Annotated in this window: 23 protein-coding genes and 1 pseudogene; 12 read left to right on the top strand and 12 right to left on the bottom strand. The window is 41.7% G+C overall.

The features are described from left to right. The first annotated feature begins 98 nt into the window (after window positions 1-98). Entirely contained in the window at window positions 99-1,751 is a 1,653-nt protein-coding gene (locus V7L29_RS21755) for a mechanosensitive ion channel (RefSeq protein ID WP_334736771.1), read from the top strand. Window positions 1,752-1,967: 216 nt separating this feature from the next. Here V7L29_RS21755 and V7L29_RS21760 read toward each other — a convergent pair whose 3' ends face one another. Further along, window positions 1,968-3,311, bottom strand: a complete 1,344-nt coding sequence (locus tag V7L29_RS21760) for a hypothetical protein (RefSeq protein WP_334736772.1) — start codon at window positions 3,309-3,311, stop codon at window positions 1,968-1,970. Between the two features lie 378 nt (window positions 3,312-3,689). After that, entirely contained in the window at window positions 3,690-5,171 is a 1,482-nt protein-coding gene (locus tag V7L29_RS21765) for a GTP-binding protein (protein WP_334736773.1), read from the bottom strand. A 347-nt stretch (window positions 5,172-5,518) separates the two neighbouring features. Here V7L29_RS21765 and tpiA point away from each other — a divergent pair, with 347 nt between their 5' ends. Together tpiA and folP are read left to right on the top strand one after the other, a co-directional pair. Further along, window positions 5,519-6,250, top strand: coding sequence for a triose-phosphate isomerase (tpiA, locus tag V7L29_RS21770; protein ID WP_334691952.1), 732 nt, complete (start codon window positions 5,519-5,521; stop codon window positions 6,248-6,250). Between the two features lie 52 nt (window positions 6,251-6,302). Continuing rightward, a complete protein-coding gene (gene folP / locus V7L29_RS21775; RefSeq protein WP_334736774.1) occupies window positions 6,303-7,163 on the top strand; it encodes a dihydropteroate synthase in 861 nt (286 codons plus the stop codon). On the opposite strand, the gene V7L29_RS21780 is transcribed toward folP, so the two are convergent. Beyond that, window positions 7,160-8,002 (bottom strand): SPFH domain-containing protein, encoded by an 843-nt coding sequence (locus V7L29_RS21780; RefSeq protein WP_334691945.1) that lies wholly within the window; start codon window positions 8,000-8,002, stop codon window positions 7,160-7,162. The two genes, folP and V7L29_RS21780, sit on opposite strands and share 4 nt — an antisense overlap. 413 nt (window positions 8,003-8,415) lie before the next feature. On the opposite strand from V7L29_RS21780, the gene V7L29_RS21785 reads away from it, so the two are divergent. Together V7L29_RS21785 and rpsU are read left to right on the top strand one after the other, a co-directional pair. Next, window positions 8,416-8,760 (top strand): hypothetical protein, encoded by a 345-nt coding sequence (locus tag V7L29_RS21785; RefSeq protein ID WP_334691944.1) that lies wholly within the window; start codon window positions 8,416-8,418, stop codon window positions 8,758-8,760. Window positions 8,761-9,066: 306 nt separating this feature from the next. Beyond that, window positions 9,067-9,246, top strand: a complete 180-nt coding sequence (rpsU, locus tag V7L29_RS21790) for a 30S ribosomal protein S21 (protein ID WP_334736866.1) — start codon at window positions 9,067-9,069, stop codon at window positions 9,244-9,246. Between the two features lie 377 nt (window positions 9,247-9,623). Here rpsU and pth read toward each other — a convergent pair whose 3' ends face one another. Further along, a complete protein-coding gene (pth, locus tag V7L29_RS21795; protein ID WP_334736775.1) occupies window positions 9,624-10,265 on the bottom strand; it encodes an aminoacyl-tRNA hydrolase in 642 nt (213 codons plus the stop codon). A gap of 30 nt (window positions 10,266-10,295) precedes the next feature. Next, complete coding sequence (locus V7L29_RS21800) at window positions 10,296-10,568, bottom strand: TatA/E family twin arginine-targeting protein translocase (protein WP_334736776.1); 273 nt, start codon at window positions 10,566-10,568, stop codon at window positions 10,296-10,298. A 134-nt stretch (window positions 10,569-10,702) separates the two neighbouring features. Between V7L29_RS21800 and V7L29_RS21805 the strand changes: the two genes are divergently transcribed. Continuing rightward, the gene (locus tag V7L29_RS21805; RefSeq protein WP_334736777.1) at window positions 10,703-11,281 is read left to right on the top strand and encodes a Uma2 family endonuclease; all 579 of its coding nucleotides are present in this window, start codon (window positions 10,703-10,705) and stop codon (window positions 11,279-11,281) included. Window positions 11,282-11,874: 593 nt separating this feature from the next. Here V7L29_RS21805 and psbH read toward each other — a convergent pair. Then, complete coding sequence (psbH, locus tag V7L29_RS21810; protein ID WP_292750899.1) at window positions 11,875-12,078, bottom strand: photosystem II reaction center phosphoprotein PsbH; 204 nt, start codon at window positions 12,076-12,078, stop codon at window positions 11,875-11,877. A gap of 85 nt (window positions 12,079-12,163) precedes the next feature. Here psbH and psbN point away from each other — a divergent pair, with 85 nt between their 5' ends. Then, window positions 12,164-12,295 carry a photosystem II reaction center protein PsbN gene (gene psbN, locus V7L29_RS21815; protein WP_334736778.1) on the top strand — a complete coding sequence of 44 codons (132 nt, stop codon included), beginning with the start codon at window positions 12,164-12,166 and terminating at the stop codon, window positions 12,293-12,295. Window positions 12,296-12,392: 97 nt separating this feature from the next. Here psbN and V7L29_RS21820 read toward each other — a convergent pair whose 3' ends face one another. Further along, entirely contained in the window at window positions 12,393-15,776 is a 3,384-nt protein-coding gene (locus tag V7L29_RS21820) for an alpha-mannosidase (protein WP_334736779.1), read from the bottom strand. Window positions 15,777-15,881: 105 nt separating this feature from the next. On the opposite strand from V7L29_RS21820, the gene V7L29_RS21825 reads away from it, so the two are divergent. Together V7L29_RS21825 and V7L29_RS21830 are read left to right on the top strand one after the other, a co-directional pair. Continuing rightward, window positions 15,882-17,615 carry a hypothetical protein gene (locus V7L29_RS21825; RefSeq protein WP_334736780.1) on the top strand — a complete coding sequence of 578 codons (1,734 nt, stop codon included), beginning with the start codon at window positions 15,882-15,884 and terminating at the stop codon, window positions 17,613-17,615. A 346-nt stretch (window positions 17,616-17,961) separates the two neighbouring features. Continuing rightward, window positions 17,962-18,177, top strand: a complete 216-nt coding sequence (locus V7L29_RS21830) for a hypothetical protein (protein ID WP_334736781.1) — start codon at window positions 17,962-17,964, stop codon at window positions 18,175-18,177. A 4-nt stretch (window positions 18,178-18,181) separates the two neighbouring features. Here the strand turns inward: V7L29_RS21830 and V7L29_RS21835 are convergent. Beyond that, window positions 18,182-18,268 (bottom strand): annotated as a pseudogene (locus V7L29_RS21835) (lysophospholipid acyltransferase family protein); the annotation flags it as partial. Between the two features lie 116 nt (window positions 18,269-18,384). On the opposite strand from V7L29_RS21835, the gene V7L29_RS21840 reads away from it, so the two are divergent. Continuing rightward, a complete protein-coding gene (locus V7L29_RS21840; RefSeq protein ID WP_334736782.1) occupies window positions 18,385-19,305 on the top strand; it encodes an alpha/beta hydrolase in 921 nt (306 codons plus the stop codon). 57 nt (window positions 19,306-19,362) lie between these two features. On the opposite strand, the gene V7L29_RS21845 is transcribed toward V7L29_RS21840, so the two are convergent. Beyond that, the gene (locus tag V7L29_RS21845) at window positions 19,363-19,692 is read right to left on the bottom strand and encodes a hypothetical protein (protein WP_334736783.1); all 330 of its coding nucleotides are present in this window, start codon (window positions 19,690-19,692) and stop codon (window positions 19,363-19,365) included. Window positions 19,693-20,297: 605 nt separating this feature from the next. Between V7L29_RS21845 and V7L29_RS21850 the strand changes: the two genes are divergently transcribed. Continuing rightward, entirely contained in the window at window positions 20,298-20,744 is a 447-nt protein-coding gene (locus V7L29_RS21850; protein ID WP_334736784.1) for a hypothetical protein, read from the top strand. A 56-nt stretch (window positions 20,745-20,800) separates the two neighbouring features. On the opposite strand, the gene V7L29_RS21855 is transcribed toward V7L29_RS21850, so the two are convergent. After that, window positions 20,801-21,025, bottom strand: a complete 225-nt coding sequence (locus tag V7L29_RS21855; RefSeq protein WP_334691932.1) for a hypothetical protein — start codon at window positions 21,023-21,025, stop codon at window positions 20,801-20,803. Between the two features lie 83 nt (window positions 21,026-21,108). Continuing rightward, window positions 21,109-22,599: a tRNA uridine-5-carboxymethylaminomethyl(34) synthesis GTPase MnmE gene (mnmE, locus tag V7L29_RS21860; protein WP_442944232.1), complete on the bottom strand. Its 1,491-nt coding sequence runs from the start codon at window positions 22,597-22,599 to the stop codon at window positions 21,109-21,111. A gap of 210 nt (window positions 22,600-22,809) precedes the next feature. Here mnmE and V7L29_RS21865 point away from each other — a divergent pair, with 210 nt between their 5' ends. Next, complete coding sequence (locus tag V7L29_RS21865; protein ID WP_334691930.1) at window positions 22,810-23,010, top strand: hypothetical protein; 201 nt, start codon at window positions 22,810-22,812, stop codon at window positions 23,008-23,010. 38 nt (window positions 23,011-23,048) lie between these two features. Here V7L29_RS21865 and V7L29_RS21870 read toward each other — a convergent pair whose 3' ends face one another. Beyond that, entirely contained in the window at window positions 23,049-23,717 is a 669-nt protein-coding gene (locus V7L29_RS21870; protein ID WP_334736786.1) for a Uma2 family endonuclease, read from the bottom strand. Between the last annotated feature and the right edge of the window lie 2 nt (window positions 23,718-23,719).

The following is a 23,719-nucleotide window of genomic DNA, read 5'->3' on the forward strand; positions in this document are numbered from 1 at the left end:
ATATCAATGCCATAGATGTACGTTTTTACTGGTAAATTGATAGGCAAAACACTGACTCAGTGTTTGCGGTGAATATTTAAGCTTAATTCCCGAAAACCATGAACACAACTTGGCAAGGAATAACCCAGGTGATAGAAGTTGCTTTGTCCACGAGGGTGCAGCAATTTTTGGCACAATCGCCCAACCTGCAACTGACACAACCAGCAGTGAATCAAGGAATCGCTGATGTGCAAGGTATTGTTCAACAGTTGATTCTGTTTATACCCCGTCTGCTGGGGGCAGTGGCAATTTTGTTAGTAGGTTGGCTAATTGCGGCGATCGCCGCTGCCGTGACGCGAGGAATCCTCAATCGCACAAACATAGATAACCGCATTGCCGCAGGGATAACGGGTCGTCAAGATGTTCCCCAAGTGGAGAAATTAATCTCCAGCTTAGTCTTTTGGAGCATTATCCTGTTGACGGCGGTAGCTGTTTTACAGGCATTGGATTTGGAGATAGCATCTCGACCCCTGAATAATTTTCTCAATCAACTTATTGGCTTTTTGCCAAAGTTGGTTGGTGCGGGAATCCTTTTGGTAACCGCCTGGTTTTTGGCGACCATTGTGAAGATTATCACTGTGCGCTCATTACAGGCATTTAACCTGGATCAGCGTTTGAATCCAGAACCAGCAGACAGCGTACCCAGCCTGAATCAGCTGTCTCTGAGTGAGACGATTGGCAATGCTCTGTATTGGTTTATATTTTTACTATTTCTTGCTCCAGTTTTAGATACTCTCGAACTAAGGGAGGCTCTACAACCAGTACAAGCTCTAATTACAGAAATTCTGCTAATTCTGCCAAACATTTTAGCGGCGATATTAATTGCTGTAGTTGGCTGGTTCATTGCTAATGTGGTGCGGCGGATTGTAACAAACTTGCTGGTGACAACTGGCATCGACCGTTTAGGTAGTCGGTTGGGATTATCTTCGGCTGCGGGGGTGCAACCTCTATCGAGTATTATCGGCACAATTGTCTATGTTTTGATTTTGATTCCTGTAGCGATCGCAGCGTTGAATGCCTTGCGAATTGATGCGATATCTGTGCCTGCGATCGCAATGCTGCAACAGGTTCTCAACGCCCTCCCTGCCATCTTTACAGCCGTAGCAATTTTGATTGTTGCCTATTTCGTCGGGCGGTTTGTAGCGGATCTGGTTACAAGTATTCTCACCAATTTAGGGTTTAATAACATTTTCAGCATACTGGGTTTGACAACACCCAGCAGACAAGTCGTAATTTTAACAGAACCAACAACTCCTCCAATTCCAAGTCGCACGCCATCAGAAATTGCAGGCATTGTTGCCTTAGTGGGGATCATGCTGTTTGCAACGGTGGCGGCGGTGAATATCCTGAATATTCCAGCCCTGACGGCATTAGTGTCTGGTATTGTGATCATATTCGGGCGGATTTTGGCAGGATTGATAATATTTGCCATTGGCTTATTCCTGGCAAATCTAGCTTTTAATATCATTACCAGTTCCGGCGACCGTCAAGCCCAGATTTTGGGACAAGTGGCGCGGATTGCCATCATTGGCTTAGTCTCGGCAATGGCACTGCAACAGATTGGAGTTGCCAGTGATATTGTGAATTTAGCCTTTGGACTTTTACTAGGTGCGATCGCAGTTGCTATTGCCCTAGCTTTTGGTCTTGGAGGGCGTGATATTGCCCGCGAACAAGTTCAAGAATGGCTAAACTCTTTCAAAGGTAGAAACTAAAAGTTGATCAAGGCGTAATTTTGTTTGTAAAGAAAGGAAAGTCCTGCCCTAAGCATCAGTAGTGGAGAAAATCTATCGGCAATTGTGCCTAAAAGGTTAAAAGTTAGAGCTTAGAAGCTCGGTGTTTGAGTGTAGAACTTGAAAGTTCACGTTCCCATCTCTAAGTTCCGAGCTCCAAGCTCTAGCCTTCAAGTTCTGAAGTCGAAGTTTCAAGAGTTATAAATACATATCACCATTTAATTTAAAGCCTAAACTTTCTAATTTTGCTTTCAAAACTTCAGCTTGCTTAATCCTAGCTTTGCCAATAATACTGCAATGATTAATAAGTTGATAGTGACTATTCTTTTCTCTATCAACAATTGCTTGCAACAAATCTTCTGCTTGTTTATCCCACTCTCCCCTACCAGCAGCATCGAACAAAGCTTCCACAATAGGTTTATGAGCTTTATTACCAGTTCTCACCTCGTCAATATGCTTGTAGATTTTATGTGAATTTATCTTAGTCAAGGTTACTTCTGAATTGATAGATGCCTGGGTTGCTTTTAAAGGTACATTAAACAAATTTGCGAAATATTGAGCCATTTTCTTGATACAAGAACCTGCATTTGTCCAAAAAATTACAGGTATAAAAGGAATTTTTGCTTGTTCCCATAGCTCAAAATATTGTTCATATGCTTCCATAGCAGTTTCAGAGTTTGATTTGATTTGTAAAGGATAGCATCGGTTATTTACCTTAACAATTAAATCCCATTTAAAATTAACATCTGCAATACTATTCTTACCTGTTGTCCATGTACTAACTCCCTGCAATAGTTCAAGTGCAAGCATGATTCTTTTTACGCTTTGATTTCCTATTTTGTGTTCTTGTGTATCATAAGAATAAGTGCTTAAACTACTATCTTCACTAGACCAATAATAAAGCCGTTTTTCAGAAACTGGATAGAGTTTATCTGCACCATAAACACCAAAATTTTCATCAAGTCCGCTAGATATATTTAATTCTATTGGCAATCCTGCTTCTGGCAACCAGGAAATTTCTGGTTTGAGAATAAACCCTAATGCATGGATTGTAATATAAAGCCGTTTTTCTTCATCTCGTTCAACTTCTCTATAATTGCTGCTATTTACATTATCAAGATTAAAACATATTGAGAGAGTTCGTTCATTTAATTCTCGATTTTCAAGTTTATTAATTAGTTTTTTCCAATTATCATTATCCATTTCTAGCTGATAAACTATAAGACTAGCAGGATACTCAATATTATTAAAAATTTGAGGTTTGCTCAAGTCTAAAACCTTTTGATTATTTAAAAAAGCTAAAGCTAACAAATTATAAGTAAATTCTCTATCATCTGAAGTAATATGACGTTGTAAATTTATGCTGCCATAGTATTTCAAACCTTCGTTTTTTTCTACAACAACTATTGTTCCACTGTTATAAGCAAGTTTATAAGTAGTTCTTGATGAATTAAGTTGTAAGTACCTTGGAGATAATTGTACAAGTGGTAATCTAAGCTCAATGAGCGGATAAATTTCTTGAAAATGAATATTTGAAAGCATTTTTACTTTAATATCAAAACGAAGTAAATGCTCATAATCCCGATTCTGGTGATTCCAAGAGCTAAACTTTAGTATTCCCTGAATTGAGTAGGAACTAACAGTTTATTAAAATATGCTGTCTAAAGTTAGGCTTAACTCAAAATTAAATATTCAATTAAAATTATTAATACTTAATAAACTTGAAAAGGAATTTAACTTGTCGGAATATACTCGCCTCCGGTGAGAAGCAAGCTACGTAATTCATAATCACAAATTACAAATTAGTTAAAGCAAGCTTACGTGCAGCATCTCTCAAAAGGAGAAGCAGGCGGGATGGACTAGAGAGTTTTGTAGAAATGAACATGGCTAACGGAACCTTATTAACTCCACTTCTATGGATTACTTTCTGAGTTTTACCTTGTAGAGTAATTCATCTTTAATGCGGTTGAGAATTGAAGTTTCATCCAGGTTTGCCAAAATCCGATTAATCACTGCTTTCGGCCCATCAGGCCCCCAAGTTGCACCATTGGCTAAATAAACTTTGGTAACTTGTCCAATACCGTAAGAAGAAACACCAGCTACTCCCGCTTGGGTGATTGCCACTGATATATAAGGGCCAAGGGCAACACCTGCCGTAGCTGTTGCAGAGATACCAAGTAAAGTTTTTAATCCACTCAAGCCCAAATTTGCCAACAGTTCACTAGCACCAATTCCGCCCATACTCAAGGCGATTTTTTGTAGCAGTTGTACAGCCCCTGCCTCAGTCATAGAGAAGCCATAGAGTTTAGATAAACCCAAAATCAGAGCAATATCAATAACCACACTACTCAGAATATCTACCACAGTTACGGGATTGAGTGCGATCGCTAATGCTTTAGTCATTACAGCCTTCCAAATCAACTGATTGGCATTCACCTCCCGAATCATCAGTTTTCGCTCTACCAATTGCTCATTTACAATGTCGGCATAAAGCATAGTATTGAGGGCAACCAAAGCTTTACCCTCACGGTGTAAAATCTCCAAGATTTTCAGCTTGAGTTCCTCGACTTTGGCATTACCTGTACGCAACTGTATGCCCCTAGTACCATCAGGGCGAAGAATCGCCGTCTTCACCAATGGCGATGCCGCAGCCATGACAATTTCTAAAGGTGTGAGTAATTCCCGCACTCTTTCATCGCGAATTTTGTGATAAATTGCCATCCGGTCTGCTTCTGGATACTGGTCTACTTTGTTAAACACCAGAATGATCGGTTTACCTGCTTCCCGCAATTGAGAAAGGGCGACGTATTCTAGCTTTGTCATGTCGCCAGATATCACAAACAGAATTAGATCCGCTTGTTTGGCAATCTGTTCAGCTAATGCGGCACGGGTTGCACCATCTACTTCGTCTAATCCAGGAGTGTCAATTAATTCCACCTGGGATTGACCTACACCAGGGAGAGTGACTCGCAAAGCACGTTCAGTTTCTCCAATCGCTTCCTCACTAATACTCCAATTAACTCTTTGTGCAGCACGGGTGACACCGTGCAGTGGCCCAGTTTCAAATACTGTTTGCCCAACCAAAGCATTGAGCAAGGAAGACTTACCACGTCCCACCATGCCAAAAGCCGCAATCTGCACCACCATCCGGTCTAACTTCCCCAGCATGGTTTCCAAATCTGCAATTTCCGTCTCCAATCCGGTTTTTTCTTGGGGGGTGAGGTCGAGATTGGCTACCAAGTTTCGCAGCGCCGTTTGTGCTTGTTTATAGTTCAGTTCTGTCTGAATATCTTCAAAACTGAAAATAGCACTATCCAGTTGTTCCTCCCAGCTGAGAGAATTTGCGTCAGTGTTAGCAGAATCGCTTTGATCAGGTTCAGGTACGGGCAATGTCGAAGTCATATTAATTTTAGATTTTAGATTTTAGATTTTAGATTTTAAATTTTAGATTTTAGATACACCCCGTCTACTATCCTAGTTATTTTTAGCAAGGGTTTGGCGAGATGAGACAGAGGGAACAGGGAAAGAATAATTTTTACTGCCCAATGCCCCATGCCCAATGACTAATACTTCTCTACCTTGGGCTGCGCCCTAAGCGTAGCTATGCCGCAGGCTTTACGGCAACTCTTAGAGATGCTCTTGCGTTCGCTCAGTACAAGTGACTAATGACTAATGACCAATGACTAACAAAAAGTCATAAACTGAAAAATGCATCTAAATAACGCGTTAGGATCTTGACTAAATTACCTGTGCGGAAAATCGTTATTGCCGGCAACTGGAAAATGTTCAAAACCCAGGCAGAAACCCAGGAGTTTTTACAAGGATTTCTGCCCCACTTAGAGGAAACCCCCCAAGGGCGAGAAGTGATATTGTGCCCTCCGTTCACTGATTTAAGTGTTTTGTCCAAGAGTTTGCACGGTAGCCTCATCCATCTGGGGGCACAAAATGTCCACTGGGAAGAATTTGGAGCCTATACGGGTGAGATTTCTGCCCCAATGCTGAAAGAAAATGGTGTGCGCTTTGTGATTGTCGGTCATAGCGAACGACGGCAATACTTTTGTGAAACGGACGCCACGGTTAATCTGCGCCTCCGAACTGCCCAAAGGTTTGGTTTAACCCCGATTCTCTGTGTTGGCGAAACTAAACAACAACGAGATGCGGGAGAAACTGAATCACTGATTAGTCTTCAACTCGACAAAGGCTTGGTAGATATTGATCAGGAAAATTTGGTGATTGCCTACGAACCTATTTGGGCGATCGGTACTGGTGATACTTGTGAAGTAACGGAGGCGAATCGGATAATTGGCTTAATTCGTAGTCAGTTGAGTAATCCAAATGTATCAATTCAATATGGTGGTTCAGTCAAGCCGAATAATATTGATGAGATCATGGCTCAACCAGAAATTGATGGTGTTTTAGTGGGAGGAGCAAGTCTAGAACCTGAGAGTTTCGCTCGGATTGTGAATTTTCAGTCAGTGTGATGTGCCTTCTTCTCGTTCCCATGCTCTGCATGGGAATGCCTAATGTAGATTTATGCCAAGCAATTTGATAATTCGAGGACGCTGTTTTGAGTGGGGACAGCGGACTTATTTGATGGGCATTTTGAATGTGACACCTGATAGCTTTAGTGATGGGGGTGAGTTTAACACTACCTCTGCCGCTTTAGTACAGGCACAAGCACTGGTAGCTGCTGGTGCTGACATGATCGATGTGGGCGGTCAATCAACTCGACCAGGGGCAAAGCAAATAACTCTAAAAGAAGAACTTGACCGGGTGCTATCGGTGTTACAGGTGCTAAGACCAGAAATATCAGTACCGATTTCTGTAGATACAACCCGTGCTGCTGTAGCCAGGGCATCTATAAAAGCTGGAGCGGATATTATTAATGATATTTCTGGCGGCACTTTTGACTCAGAAATGTTGCCAACAGTGGCAGAGTTAGATGTGCCGATAATTTTAATGCACATCCGGGGAACACCACAGACAATGCAACAACAGACTGATTATCAAGATTTGCTTGGAGAGATTTATAGTTTTTTGGCTCGACAAATTGGGGTAGCAACTGCTGCGGGCATTGACCTGGATAAAATTATTATTGATCCTGGTATTGGCTTTGCTAAGAACTATGAGCAAAATTTAGAAATTTTTTGCCGCTTGCGATCGCTCGCATCACTCAACTGTCCTATCTTAGTAGGAGCATCTCGCAAAAGTTTCATTGGTCGCATTTTAAATCAACCAGATCCCAAAGCACGAGTTTGGGGAACGGCAGCAGCTTGTTGTGCTGCTATTTTTAATGGCGCTGATATCCTCCGAGTTCACGATGTTCAAGAAATGCGCGATGTTTCACTAGTGGCTGATGCCCTACTGAGACAGGTCGCACAAGGTGATTGTTAAGCATTACCGTTTTCGTGTTTTTTGCCGTTACCTTCTGGATTTTCTGGGTGGGCTATCAACTCATGAAACATTTCACTTGAGTTGGCTGGGTCTATAAAGACAATTTTGGCATTATTGCTCTCACCAAGTTTTTGGCTAGCATCTACGTAATCTTGAGCTACAAGATACCGCAGAATGTCCCTAGTGTCAGGATTGGAACGCAGAGCTTGAGAAATGATTTGCACTGAAGCCATAGTTCCTTCTGCTTTTTTAATTGCAGCTTCCTTTTCCCCTTCTGCTTCGGTAATCAGTGCCCGTTTTTTGATTACAGCGGCTTGCTCCTCTTCCCTCGACCTTCGTACACTCTCAGGTAGTGTAATACTCTGAATATCTAACCGAATAATATCAACTCCCCAATCTGCGGTTATATTATTCAACTGCTCTAAGATAGCTGAGTCCATCTCCACTCTAGAGACATTGGTCTGCTCTAAGGTGTTCTGGGCAATGCTTTCCCGGAGCGTGGTTGTAGTCACCTGTGTCAGCGCCCCTTGCAGATCCTCAATAGCATAAAAGCTTTTCTCAATATCTCTGATGCGCCAGTAGACAATAGCGTCCACTTCCACGGAAATATTATCTTGGGTGATCACCTCCTGAGGTTTGATGTCTAAAATTTGCTCTCGCGTGGTATCTTCCATCACAACCTGATCTATCAAGGGAACAATAAAGTTTAGCCCTGGCTTAAGTTTCCGATGATACCGCCCCAGGCGTTCGACTAGGGCTTCATTACCTTGATTAATCAGTTTTGCAGAACCTAAGGCATAACCTATAAGGGCTAAAACTATAGCAATAATTGGCTCCATGTATGCTCCTATTCAACTTTGGGGAGAATTTAGTGTCAAGGATATGCTACTAGCTTGTCATATCTTTGAGTTTAATGTTTTGAGTCTGTAATTTTATGAACGCCAGCAGCGATGTCTAATGTCGAGTCGCTGCGCTTGTTGTACATATTCTGTAAGTAAAACTGTTTTGCGGAATGCGTAGAAGCTCTGCTTCATGTCGTCAGACATCGCTATTAAAGCATCTTGATAAAACGCTGGCAAGGACTAATTGATCTAATCAACATTACTTCTACTGGCATTTTCAGACTGCCAGAAATTTTATTAAGTATATTTACGGAATATTAATTAATTGTAGGTAAATTTTTGCATGATTTTAAAAACACCACTATAATCGGATAAAAATTGGCTTTAGCCATTAAAAATATCAAAATATTATGGGCAGGTTGTTAATCAAACTTATAGGTTTAATTCTACTTTTGACAGGATTATACTTTTTTGGTCAAAACATCATATTTGTTAGTGGTTACTATTCATATTTTTACCAGAGCTTACCTGCTACAGCTTCAGTTTTGGCAACGATGATAGGTATATTTGTATTAATCTTTTTTCAAAGAGAAACTGGTAACTTGGGATGGATTTTTCTAGGCATTGGCATAGTACTAGTTTTCTTAAGCGGTGGAGTTATTTTAAAGCCAACTAGCTTATGGGATTTCATAATTGCTTTTGCAGCATTAGCATCTGGATATAAATTACTAAGTGAGGGCAGAATAAACTTTTAAAATCTGTAAATTTAATCATATTTTTTCCATTTATATTAGTAGCTAATATTACATTATTTTCCCGTTAATAGTAGAACCAGAAAAATTTAGCATTATAATTTTCCTATCTTCTCTATGGACTCTGAGAGTGCATTAGGGCACTTCGATTAACTTTTAGTTAAGTACCGATTTCACAAGACAGAAGCACACATAACCCGCCTCAACCGGACGAATAACCTCTTAATCATGAATTTAGCTCAGGGGGATTTTACTAAGGTTGAGGGTACTATTAGAATGGAAACTATTGATGATGAGGAAAAGGCAAGAATGACCCAGGTGGTTCTAGGAGAGAACGAAGGAATAGACTCAGCTTTGCGTCGGTTTAAACGCCAGGTTTCCAAAGCTGGGATATTAGCTGATGTGAAATATCATCGGCACTTTGAAACACCGATAGAAAAGCGCAAACGTAAGGCAGTGACAGCTAGACGCAAAAGACGTTTTAACTAAACCTATTTGGTTTGGTACTGGCGTTGCTTGAGGTTGTGACCTAAAACAAGCAACAGCGCGTCACCGATAGCGTATTCCTACGGGGAAGCAAGCTACGCGCAGCGTCTCGTAGAGAAGGGGAGACGTCAAAGGCGATAGCGCAGCGTTAGCGAGTCATCGAGCGTCACGAGCGTCACAGCCTGTCGTAGACATCGCCATTATTCTTACAAAAATTAAACAAGATGTGCCGCACCGCCAATTAGGTGTAAATGAGTCACTTTCCCTATGCACAGAGTGCGTTAAGGACTTCTCTTGGTTGGATGGAACAAGCTAAAATCGGTGCCCATCAACCAAAATAAGCGTCTTTACCAAGCTTACAAGGCAGTAATCATCCAACCCTAAGACTCAGAATTATTAATGGTGCGGCTATTACAAAGATTCATTGCCTTTTCTACTCCCTGTTTGAGGCTTAGTTCAATACACTCAACTACGAACTGAAGTACAAGAGACATTTGCTGATTTTCGGCAGCGGAAAATCGCCCCAGCACATGGGAGACAGCATCGGAATCATCGTTATTAACTGAACCTTTTGGTTTACCAATACCGATTCGCAAACGGGGAAAGTTTTGGGTACTAAGATGTGCGATCGCACTTTTCATGCCGTTATGTCCCCCAGCCGAACCAGATAAGCGCAGACGAGTTTTTCCCAAGGGCAAATCCATATCGTCATAAATCACCAGCACTGATTCAGCCGACAATTTATACCAACTTGTCACCGCTTGTATTGACTGTCCTGAGCGATTCATATAAGTTAACGGCTTTAGCAAGCGAATCTTGCCTCCACCTGGGACTATACCCTCGCCATACTCACCCTGAAACTTGCGGTTTTCTGCTAAGGGAATGCGCCAAGAATGGGAGAGAGTTTCTACAGCAGCAAAGCCGATATTATGGCGTGTTTGGTCGTACTTAGCTTCTGGATTCCCCAACCCGACAATTAGCTGGGGAATCACCAAAGCTGGTTGCGTAACAGCTTCTGTCATTTTGCCTACAGTCAATTGATATGCAGCATCCTAGCTAGGTTGGGAAGAACTAGCGGTATCCTGCTCAGATTTAGCAGACTCGATTTGCTTCGGTTCCAATTCAGCAGTAGTCTTTACAGCTTCTTCTAACTGTTCTGCTTCTTTTTGAAACTCGCTTTGAAACTCCTTGGAAGCTTCTTGAAAACTACGAATTGTTTTGCCTACACTCCGACCAATTTCTGGCAGCTTCTTTGGGCCAAAAATTAACAAAGCCACTACCATAATTACAGCCATTTCCGGCAGACCAATACCAAATATATTCATTTTTTGTCTCCTGTAAACTCTAAAACCACTACATAGACTCACATATTATTATGTAGTCTACTCAATAATCGCCTATCATAGAAAGCGATGCCTGCGGCGAGCTACGCTAACGCCCCACAAGCGAGTGATGCTTTATGTCTCTGACAATCAAAGACTTAGAACAATTACAATCACAGAATCCTGATTGGCGGATGGAGCTAGTAGAGGGAAACATCATCGTTATGGGGCCATCCGATTATGAATCAGACGAAATTGGTTCTCGTCTGCTAACGTTTTTGAATATATGGGTCATGCCTCGCAAACTGGGACGTGTTACTGGTTCTAGTGCTGGCTTTATCTTGCCTAGCATTGAAACTGATGAAACTGAAGGCGACCCGGAAAAAAGAAATCTACGCGCTCCAGATGTTTCCTTTGTTCGAGCAGAACGACTCAAGAAGACTCAACGTGACTTTGTGCAGTTAGTACCAGACCTGATGGTTGAAGTCAAATCGAAAAGCGATCGCCTCAAACCACTCCAAGAAAAGATTAAACTATTCCTAGAACTTGGATCTACAGTAGGTATTCTCATTGACCCTGATAAACTTTTAGTAACAGTTTATCGTTCTAACCTTGAACCAGTAGTTTTAAAAGATAACGACAAACTGACAATCCCAGAATTACTTTCAGGTTGGGAATTAACAATAAAAGAACTGTGGCCACCTGAGTTTGAGTAAATTAAGTTGGCCAATGCCGTGCCCCTACAGGTGTACCTCACGTAACCGAGAACCGCTATATACAAGTAGTGTCTATACAAAACCATAATAGATATTACCACTAACAATAAATTTGCGATAGTAGTTAAGAGGTTGTTTTAAAAGCGACTGGAAGTCGCGGCTACTGGATACTCAGAATGCTGATTCACTATTGTAGGGCAAAGGATATCTGGAGTGATTGTAACCTGTCGTTTTGCGATCGCTTCTACTTTGCTTGTGTTACTCTGGGGAGAAAAAAATAAATGTAGGTTGGGTTGAACGAGCGCGAACAGCGTCCCATAGGGAACTGAAACTCAACATTCTCAAGAGTTTGTTGGGTTACCCTTCCCTTCGGGACGCTTCGTGAACGGGAAGCAAGCTACGTTTCTCAAACGCCACTTGCTTCTCCCAAGGGGAGAAGCAGCGCGAACAAGTCGGGAAACCCGCCCAACGCAGTGGCTCCCCAACCTACATCTGCTGAGTTATTGTTCAGTAGCAAATCACAACTCACAAAAAAACCCGGAAGAACCGGGTGTAACTTAACTTGTTATCCAAACTTGATAGCTATGTATCCGTTAGCGTCCTAAACTCCGCCAATCGACAAATACATCCTGAACCAACAGTGATTTATTGTAAAGTTGCAGAATAATCAGCAGAAACACAAAAAATAGCAAAATAAAAACAGCCATCACAGGGGTAGTACCCCAACCTGGAGCCACTTTCCCATACTCAGAGTTTAGTGGTTTCAGGATATCTCCCAACCTAGTCCTTTGTGCCATAGTTCACCTAAGATTACTTGCCAAAGCTTTTTTTAATCTTCTGTAATATTCTATAAGAATAGCACTCATAATCTATCCCTCAATTATGGAACCCGCAATAGTTCTTAGCATTTCTGTATGTGCCGTGGTGATTGCCATCACCGGACTGGCAATTTATACTTCCTTTGGCCCTCCTAGCAAGCAATTGAACGATCCGTTTGATGACCATGAAGATTAAACGAGTCATTAGTCATTAGTCATTAGTCATTTGTCATTTGTCAGTTATCTGTGGTCTGTGGAAAACCAGAACTGACCACTGAGACAGCAATACTGGCTCACTCTAGCTTAGGATTAATCGCTGGTATTACCTTGAAACTGGCGATTTTCCAAGGCTGTATTGTCAAGATTTGTTGCAAAGATGAGAATTCAGTCGTAGAGGAACGCTCTAACAAATCTACTGTATCTCCTAGATTCAACCCTAAATCACTTTGCAAAGATAACTCGGCTGTTTCTCCGTGACATTCATAACACCGCAGAATTAACTGCTGTGGATCATTCTCAGATGGCTTTAAGGCCATCAAGATTAAATTTTCGGCTGATAAATCTAAGAACCTCACCTTCAACCCCTCTTTGCTAACAAAAAGGGGAGGATTTTTCTGTGGGTTTTGATTAACTGGATTCAATATCACTTGTAAAGGTATATTCAATTCATAGCCACGCCGTACTGTATGGGCTGATTCCCAGCTCCCAGCATGAAGATATAAGGCATAGGTGAACTCGTGAAAACCTCGGTCAGCCTCTGAGTCTGGCCAATTAGGACTGCGTAGGAGTGTCAAGCGCAGTTGATTTGGTTTACTGTCATAACCGTATTTACAATCATTCAGCAAACTAACTCCGTGAATACCCTCCTGTGTTTCTCCTGTCAAATCAGCCCAGCGCAAAGCAGGGACTTCCCATTTTGCATGTTCTGCGGGGGTTTGCGGTTTAGTTGGGCGGCGAATCGCCCCACAGGGAATTTCATAGGTAGCAAAGTCTGCTTCAACATTCAGAGGAAAAGCAGCTTTCACTAATACATGATTTTCTTGCCAATTAACGGTAGTAGCTATGTTTAGCAGAGGTGAACCAGCTTGCAGAATATAGTCTTGGCAAAATTCCGATTCACCTAACTGACGCATCACGCGCACACGACTTTGCACTGGGCCTTGTTCTAACCACTGAAGAGATTGAAGATTTGTTGCGGGTAAGGGATGTTGAGCATAATTGGGGTCAATATTCCAAGCATCCCAATATTGACCACTGTCTTTAAAAGCTTGTAGTTGATTTCCCGCCCCACTCAAAACTTCTCGTTGATAAGTTTTGTCAAAAATACTTGATAAATCTCCGGTATCAGGATCTATAACAACTCGCAGGAATTCATTTTCTAAAATCCAGTCTGGGACGAGTGGGGGAGATGTAGCTTTAGCTTCCCGTAGGGTAGGGGATGAAGGGGATGAAGGGGAAAGCCAAAATATGCGGTAGCCTACGGATGGAATTTCGGTGGCGAGAAATAGTAGTGTTGATGGTTCAGATAATTGGCAGACAAGTAGCTTTCCAGAAGCATCGTAAATCTGCCATTCCTGGGTAGCTGTTGCTGGCGTGGGTAAGGTTACAGAGACTACCTCAGAACGTTGCCAATTGAGAGAATTGAAAACGAAAATAGGCAAACTATCGGGTTTTGGTGGTTCTGATCGGGTAATATGAGATGCGATCGCTAAAAGTGATTCGTGTAATATCTTCGTTCCCACTTGTTCCACTTGCTGCCACTGGGGCAATGCATCTGTGTAAACTTGGGTAATTGCAGAACCAGGCAAAATATCGTGAAACTGTTGAAATAATACCTGCTTCCAAGCTGCTTCGATTTCTGCTTTGGGATATGTCACACCGCAGCTTACGGTTGCCAAAGTAGCAAATAATTCAGCTTGATATAATAAATTTTCACAACGACGATTCCAACGTTTTTGATCTGCGTGGGTAGTATAGCAACCGCGATGGAATTCGAGGTATAATTCGTCATTCCAGAGGGGGAAGGACGGGGAAGCAGGGGGCGCAGGGGAAGCAGGGGGATCAAGGGGGGATGGGGGAGAATCATAATTACTGACTACTGACTCCTGCTTTTTGCCTTGTTTGCTGATTTGCTGTAAATACTTTTCAGCCGTCGTAAATTCTAAGTCTGGGAACAAAGGTGACTTTTGCCAGCGTCGGGCAGTTTCTAACATATCACGGGTGGGGCCGCCGCCGTGGTCGCCGACACCGGGAAGCCACAGAGATTCTGGTAAACCAGTTTGGGTTTGCCATTCAAGAGCGTAGGATGCCATTTTAATTGGGTCAATGCTTTGACCAACAAGTGCAGACATCAAACTAAAGACTTCGCTGCCGTCAGGCGATCGCCACCAAAAAGCCCCATAATCAAATTTAGTAGTATCATTCCACCGCAACTTCTGCGTGACAAAATACTCAATTCCGGCATTAGCGAAAAACTGCGGTAAAGTTGCACAGAAACCAAAAGAATCTGGAACCCACACCACAGTTGAAAGCTTGCCAAATTTTGACTGGATATAGCGCTGACCATATAATAGCTGACGGACTATTGATTCACCAGCAATCAGGTTGAGTTCCGGTTCCACCCACATTCCGCCAACAACTTCCCAACGTCCAGCGGCTACCTGTGCTTGAATCGCCCCAAACAAATCTGGGCGATGTTCTTCAATCCAAGCATAAAGTACGGGAGTAGAATGACAGAAAATTAACTCAGGAAAATCTTCTTGCAACTTCAGAACCGACTCAAAAGTGTTTTGCGCCGCATTCCAAGTTTCATTCACAGGCCATAGCCATGCTAAATCTAAGTGAGCATGACCTAACAGGAAAATTTTAGATTTTTGATCCCCCCAACCCCACTTTTGAAGTGGGGCTAAGATGTCGGATTGAATTAGGTTTTGGCGTAGGGGCAAAAACGATTTTACCAATCCCTTCTCTTCCTCCGTGTCCTTTGCGCCCACCGTTCGCGCAGCGTCTCCCTTAGGAGAAGTTTTGATCGGCGGAAGCTGCCGCTCAAACTTCTCTCTGCGGTTTGTTACCTCCCTTACCATCTCTACCAAAACATCCAACTTCTGTGGCGCAAACTGTTCCAAATAAAGTTGCACCACAGCTAACTCATCAGCCACAAAACCCGGATCGGGATTATTATCAACAGTAGATTCATAAACTAGGAGCGATCGCACTAAAGCACCATTACAATGTCCCGGACTCACTAACCGCAAAGCCACAAGAAACTCTTCTTTTGGCGTCACCCCCCGACTGAGAAGCACTCTCGGCGAACAATCAAATAAATCACCCTCCAAGACTAACTCTCCATTCACATAAATCTCAGCAGAATCTGCCCACCAAACCAGCGCCAGCCGCAAAGATAACCCAGCTAAGGGATAACCTTGTAAATCTTGGGGAACCACCAATCTTTGCACTAGCCATAGCACTTTTTTGCCGCCTGTCCAAGCAATATGTTCTTTAGCATTCAACTCGACAGGTTGCCAATCAGACAAATCAGCAGTTACAACATCTGTAATAATCAGGTCAGATTCCTGGTATAGCCAAGTAGACTGAAGATTAACTTGACAAAAAGAGCGCAGTTGCTCAATTACTTGTGAGATGAATTTAGTATGGGATTGAGAGACAGTCGGGGTCATATTTTCGTTAAGATAAGGTCACTTACGATAATTAACAGTTAGTCGTTTTTATTGTTTGGCGGGAGTCTCACAACTCAACAAGACTTGAACTAAAAAATTACTACTATGTCTTCTGGTTCCTCTGGTCGTTATCAAAGCAGACTATTTAACTTTGTCCACCAGCAATCTCGGCGGGTGACACAACAGTGGGAACACACCTTCCGGCATTTGCAAGTTGCCACTAAGTGGGGTGTGGAGGTACTACTTTACCCAGTGTATCTACTGTTTCAGTCATCGGAATCATCTAGGAAAACGCTACATACCAAAGAACCACAAACTCGACTCAAGTTACAACCAAATGATACCGATTTCCAGCCCGAAATTCTAAATGTTGATAGTCCCATTCAACATGTACTAAAAGCAGTCAATTATCTGTCATCAGATGAACCTGCCTCTACTCCTGCAAAAACATCTGAACCTTTCAATCCCTTGGCTTTCTTGGGAGTTTTTCGGCTGAAATTCCTTGATAATAACTCAACAAATAACGCTAATTTTACTCAATCATCAAATATTACAGAGAATCAAGCCGGAAGTCTCAACTCTTCACAGCTAGAGAATGCTCTTAAGCAGTATCTTCCAATAGTTCGAGGAATTGCCACAAATTTGATAAATCATAATTTGGTACTTGTTAGTGCCGATAATGAAATTCTAGATATTTTAACACCCCAGCAGCAGGTAAAATTAGAAGACCGGATTATTAACGAAATTGCTAATTACTGGCAGTCCTCTCTACGAGACGCTGCGCGTACCCCTACTCTTAAGCAAGCTACGCGTAGCGTTCCCTTGGCGCAGCCTCTGGCAGAGAAGGAAAGGCGGTTTATTGAAGCTAAAAAAGAAACGGAGTTACTACCACAAATTGACCGTTTATTAGCAAAACTCACTGACGGAAATACAGCCGAAATTCCAGTTTTAGTCGAGGGTATACCAAAAGATTTACTTAATCCAGATAGATTATTAACATTTTTAGATATAGCCGTTGCTAAGTTGGAGTCAAATGCTTTAGTTCCTGTGCAAGAACGTAGCCAGAAAATTGTCCAAGTTGCCCAAACTCAGTTAAATATATTTCTTTATGGCAAAGAGCAATTAGCTGCTAGGGGAGAAATTGCAGCCACTGCTGATGGTTTGGAAACTCATACATTGAATCTTCAGGCTTTGATTGAGGCGGCGCTTAATTACTTTTTTGGTGTTGATAATAAAAAAAGATTTGAGCTAACAATTAGTGATGAGAGATTGCCAGGTAAACTATTCTCATCACGCCTTAGAAAAGCCTTGTCCAAAAGCCGTCAGTTGGAGAACCAGGATTTTACAGATGATCCTTGGCTAACGTCGAGTGATTTATTTGGTGATACCGAAACAGTTGTTGACAAGCCAGTTCCACTTTCTCAAACAAAAAATCCTGCTTTAGCCCCAAGTTTATCAGTAGGGCATTTTCCACAAAATAATTTGAGTGTACAACAACCTCAAGTGGAATTTGGCTTAGTGCAAAGGAAACAACCAAATAGTAATTTCGCCTCCAATCAAAAAACATCTGGAAAAGTCGCCTTCGCAAAACAAACCCAAGCCCGTATTTCCCAACCAAAAAGCGAGAGTCTTAAAGGGGGAATTTTGCAACAGCAGTTTCATCAAAGCAGTCAAGTTGAGGCACAACCAGACTGGATAGAAACCAAAGCAACTTCAACAGGCTATGAGAAGCACCCGTTAGAGCAACTTTTGGAATGGCTTGATTATGTTATGCTTTGGCTAGAAGAAAAATTTGTAAATATTTTTCAGTCGTTGCGGCAACTATGGCAGAGGAAATAATAGTAATTCGTAATTCGTAATGACGCTCTCTACGAGACGCGAAAGGGACGCGGACTCGCTACCGCTACGCTAACGTAATTTGTAATTTTTAATTTGTAATTAAAAAAGTCAGATTGGTTCTGGGTTTCCAAATTTACATGTGTAGCCTGATTTGGGATAATTTGTATGAGTTGGTAAATATTTTTTAATAACCTATTATAATATTTACAATTTTTAAATTAAAGAATAATTTTGATTATCTATAATGTTATTGGTGGTTGTCTAAGTGAAAATTATTGTTTACTGTAAATACTTCAATTTCAAAAATCCACTAGATAAACCGAAAATTGACAGATTTGTAGTAAATGTGCCTCAAATCCCTAAGATAGGTGAAACAATTGTAGTTGAAAGAATTTCACCCCAAAAGCAGTTTGTAATTATCTTTGAGTACATTGTGACAGCAGTGCAATTTAACGCATCTAGGGAATTGGCTGATTCAGCAGATGCTCAGGTAAACGCATTTTTAAACCACTGTTGGGAGGGAACATCAAATTTCAAAGTTACAAACTTTTTAGAGCAATAAACCCTCACCACAACATGTGATTGAGAAAAGAACGTAACAGCTTTAATTTTGTTGGTTCCTGATAGTCAGTTGGTAATAAAGCCAGCATTGCATAGTGCCTGCTGTAGGATGCCCAAAGGGCTGTAGGGAAAAGCAAGTAACGTCTGAAGCCGCAGAAGCGTCTACAGACTTTCCGCAAAATTCCAAAATCCAAAATGGTATAACCTTATGATTGACCACAGCGATCGCCTCCGGTCTCGTAGAGAAGGTATATATCAGGGTATTGGAGGACTTGACCTGTATTACCAAAGCTGGCATCCAGAGGGTAAAGTACGGGCAATATTAGCCATTGTGCATGGACTCGGAGGACACAGCAATCACTACAGTAATCTAGTTCAACATTTGATACCCAAAGAATATGCTGTCTACAGCTTAGACTTGCGTGGTCATGGACGTTCACCAGGCCAGCGAGGCTATATCAAGGCTTGGAGTGAGTTTCGTCAAGACCTGGGAGCCTTTTTACAATTAATTCAAACCCAGGAGCCAGGATGCCCAGTTTTTCTGTTGGGTCATAGTTTAGGGGCGGTGATTGTCTTAGATTACATTCTGCGCTATCCCCAACAAGCAGCCACGTTGCAGGGTGCGATCGCTCTAGCGCCAACCTTGGGGAAAGTTGGAGTTTCACCTATTCGCGTGCTTATAGGAAAAATGCTCTCACGGGTGTGGCCACGTTTCACCCTAAATACAGGCATTGATATCAGTGCTGCTTCACGAGATCAGCAGATTTTAGCCGCTTATGCCCAAGATACGCTGCGACATACCCGTGGTACTGCCCGTCTGGCTACAGAATTCTTTGCAACAGTTGATTGGATTAATGCTCACGCAGGTGATTGGCAATTACCATTGTTGATTCTCCACGGTGGCGCAGACCGAGTGGCTTTGCCTGAGGGAAGCGACATCTTTTACCAACAGGTAAATTGCACAGATAAACTGAGAATCGAGTATCCAGGAGCTTATCACGAAATTCAGAGTGACTTAAATTACCGCGAGGTAATGGCTGATTTGGAGGGTTGGTTAGAGCAACACTTATCATCTGAGGTGGTGCAGTTAGAACGGGGAAGCGCTGAGTTAGAGTTTCCTAATTCTTAGCACTTTAACTTTACACAGTATTATGCTATCAAGGCGATCGCACCTTCAAATGTAGAGTCAATTGTTTGTATTATCTGAAAAATATGTTGCTGAAGATTGAGAGTTTTTTCCAGCCAAAATAGGCTCTCCCTTTACTACTCCACGACTCAGAGTACAAATATTATAAAGGTTTTCACACTCAAATATTGCCAGAACTAGCTCTTTCCCAGTTTGGTAAGAAGATGGTAAAGGTTTCCCTACCTCGCATTCCAGATCAATTTCGTTGTCACGCCACTGTAACTTCCAAATACGTTTTTCGGTTATTGGTGCTTTGACAGACTGAGCAAGAGCATTATACACCTGCTCTGCTTTCACATCATCCTTAGCTGCTGGCACAAAAAACTTCATAGGCTTTGATTACAAGTAACGTAGTAGCGTGACAAGGCTAAAGTAGTGCATTAGAAAAAAAGCAGAAAACATTGATTTATCTCAATTTTCTCAAAAATCTATTGCAACATTTTAGCCTTGCCACGCCAGTAGGTTTCATTAGCACCAGCGTAACGCACCATTTATTGTGATAGTCCTACTAGCTCACAGATCAAGTTTTGAACTTCTAAACTTAGTTTTGAACTTCTAAATCAAGTTTTGAACTTCTAAACTAAGTTTTGAACTCGTAAACCTATTCCTCTCAAAAAATTTCAGCAAATCTACCCAGATTTATCCTGTCCACTAACCCTAATGCTTTAAAAGTTCTGCGGCTTCACTGCGGCTGGTGCATCTGCTGATTACGTATTTTGACGATTATCCTGTATGTGAAAAACATATAAATTTAGCTCACTTGTGGAGGTATTTCATATTCATAGCGAGAGACAAAATAAGCACCAATTTGTCTGTATATAAAATTCAGCTTACAATTCTTGATGTATTAAGGTTAGGTTTACATGGGATAATTTTAGCTGCCAGCACAAGTTATTCACTTAGCTGTGTAGTTCAAACTGTTACAAAGATTTAAAATGAAATCAGTAAAATCTTTAGCGACATTAACCCTTTGTCTTCTATCAGCATTTAGCACTTTAGTTGTTCTGGATACCCAAAGGGCAAAAGCAGGAAAAACATGCTCAAATAGAACTCTATATGGAACATATGTAAATCAAAGTGAAGGGTATATAAATTACACCCAACCTTATGCAATAACTAGTATAATTACTTACAATGGTGATGGGACAAGCGGGGGTACTGTTCTGGCTAACAGTGTTGCAGGAAATGTGACAACCAACGTTGCCACTCGTGGTAAATACCAGGTGAATAGTGATTGTACCGTTACTATATCCGTTACTAGAAACAATGGAACGACTGCTAATTTTAGTGGTGTTATCTTTGATGACGGTAATAAGTTTAATGTTACTCAAACTGACGCGGGTACTATTGTTAATCTTAAGGGTGAAAGGATTAGAAATTGACTTTTAAGACAGTCGCTACCAGATTATAAATGTGCAACCGAAGTTAATACTCTATGTTATTTGGATGAGTCTTTTGGCAACACTTGTATAAACTCTCTACTTTGTCTATTGCAAACTACTATAAACTCGCTATTTGGCATTCGTAGCTTTGCCGGAATCATTTCAGTTGGTAACTCCATTAGTAACCCACCATCTACCATCCCTACACCGGGAAAGGCGATGACTGTGATTATGCCTGGTCTGAGACAACCAAGAACTTGAACTGGAATCTTATCAAGCATTGTATTTAAATATTAGAAAAAATAACAATTAGACATAAATCATCCGGTTTTTTATTTCTTTTTGTCTTTGGCAATTTTGGAGTTTACTTACCAATACAAAATCTACTAAAAATCCTATCTAAAACTGATTCTGTAACCTCTTCTCCGGTAATTTCTCCTAGTGCTTGAATTGCACCCCGCAAGTCAATTGTCCAGAAATCAAGGGGGAGTTGCTGGGCAATTGTTGTTTTTACTTGTTCCAAAGAAATTTTAGCTTTAGTTAAAGCTGCTGCTTGCCTTTGATTAATGGCTAAATCCATATCAGCCGCTTGGACTTTTCCTGCTTGAACTATCTCTAAAATTGCTGTCTCTAAAGCATCAATACCTTGATTTTTTGCTGCTGCTGTAGCAATTTTAGATTTTTGGTCGCACCTTTGGTGGCCTTCCAGCGCAACTGGAATTTGGGATTGAAGATTTTTTATTTTGCTTTCTTCTACTAAATCGATTTTGTTAATCACTAGAATCAACGGACGGTGTTGCACCTGCTCATAAATTTCTTGATCGCCTTGTGTCCACCCAGATGAAGCATCGATGGTAAGCAAGACTAAATCAGCTGCATTTGCAGCACGACGCGATCGCTCGACGCCTATTTTTTCCACTTGATCTGTTGTTTCCCGAATCCCCGCAGTATCTAGGACTTGTACGGGAATTCCTCCAACAACTAACTGTGATTCCACCACATCACGGGTTGTACCGGGTAAATCAGTCACAATCGCGCGATCGCTCCGGCTCCAAGCATTCAATAAGCTGGACTTACCAACGTTTGGACGTCCAACAATTGCCACTTTTAAACCTGTGCGAAGCAACTCACCTTTGTCTTTGGTTTCTATTAACCTAGTAATTTCTGCGGCAATTTTCTCGATTTCTGATATGATTACTATATCATCCAACGGAGGCAGGTCTTCCTCAAAATCAATTCGAGCTTCGATTTCTGCCAAGATATCCAAACAGTTAGCGCGTAACTGCCGGATTGGATGAGCTAATTTTCCCTGTAAACCAGCTAAGGCAGTTTGGGCAGCTTGCGGCGATCGCGCCCCCACTAAATCAGCAATACCTTCGGCTTGCGTTAGATCCAATCGTCCATTTAAAAAGGCGCGGAGAGTAAATTCTCCTGGTTGCGCTAGTCTAGCACCGTTTTCCAAACATAGTTGTAATACCTGCTGCACTGCCATTATTCCCCCGTGGCAATGGAATTCCACTACATCTTCACGGGTGTAAGAACGGGGTGCTTTCATGATCAACAACAGCGCTTCATCCACCAGTTGTTGCGTCTGAGGATGGCGAATGTAACCGTAGAGAATCCGGTGAGTTTCCCAAACTTGCCGCCCTGGTGCCTGAAAGAGAGTTTGGGCTAGAGCCATTGCTTGGGAACCTGACACTCGCACAATGCCAACGCTACCCTGTTGGGGGACAACAGCAGTAGCGATCGCAGCGATGGTTCCAGTAGTGGCAAAAACTTCTGACATGAGCGCCCTTGATAAGAGTGAGGAGTGAGAAGTTAGGAATGAGGAGTTAGGAGTAAAATCATAACTCATAACTCATAACTTATAACTTTCTAAATGGTAGGTATTTAGACTAATTAGATGGCAACTGGCAAGGTAAAATTTACTTAGAGAGTAATGCCTGATAGTAAAAAGTTAAGAGCAAACCCAAAGACGCTCTGCCTCCGTCAGGAGTTAGGGTTAAAAATAATAACTCACAACTTATAACTTATAACTCATAACTTTTAGAGAGAGGAATTTACTGTGGAGCAAAAAATTAACTGCGCCCAAGCCTGCGTTAACGGTTGTGTTTTAGGGGATAAATGCCCCAATATTGAGTTTAGAGAGGCCGCTGCAAAATTTATTGAAGAGACTCCCTTAGATAAAATGTTGCAGTTGGCACAAGAACATCTGCAAAAAAAAATGACGGAACCGCCAAAATGGGTTTTTCCTGAAGATCCATAGCATTCGCGCCAACAGGCACAAGCAAGACAGTGTGTAGGTTAAATAGTATCTGGATCTATATTTAATTCTCGCAGTTTTGCCGCCAAGCGATCGCTGCGTTGCTTCTCCTGTTGTGCAACTTCTTCCGGTGTCGGAACCAGTTCTCCTTCAGGAGTATAAAAGCGTAAATTTTCTTGATAAACCCCTAAATATAAACCTAATTGTTGACTCCACAACCAGCCTTGGGGATTTGGTTCCAGTGGTTGATATTTACCATCAAGCAAATGATACCCTGAAAATTCTAAGGTTTCCGGGTCAAACCAGAAGTAATCTGGTGTGCGAAAGATATCTTGGTAAATTTGTTTTTTTAAGCCTTTATCAGTGTCGCCTGTACTAGCCGAGAGGATTTCGATAATTAAATTGGGATATTTGCCATCTTCTTCCCAAACAACCCAGCTTTTACGGGGTTTGCGTTCAGTCCCTAGTACCACAAAAAAATCTGGCCCCCGGAAGTTTTCTGATTTACGCTGCCGTGGACTGTAGTAAATAGTGAGATTACCCGCTGCATAAAACTTGTTGCGATTTTGCCACAACCACTCTAAGCATTGAATCAGCAGTGTCATTTGCAACCGATGCAAGTCAGTTTCTAAAGGCGGTTCATCACTATATAAATCCCCTGGCGGAAATATAACATCTTTTGGGACTTCAAAATCTTTGGTGGCAGACATGG

The sequence above is a fragment of the Nostoc sp. genome (assembly GCF_036916575.1).
Classification (GTDB): Bacteria; Cyanobacteriota; Cyanobacteriia; order Cyanobacteriales; family Nostocaceae; genus Nostoc.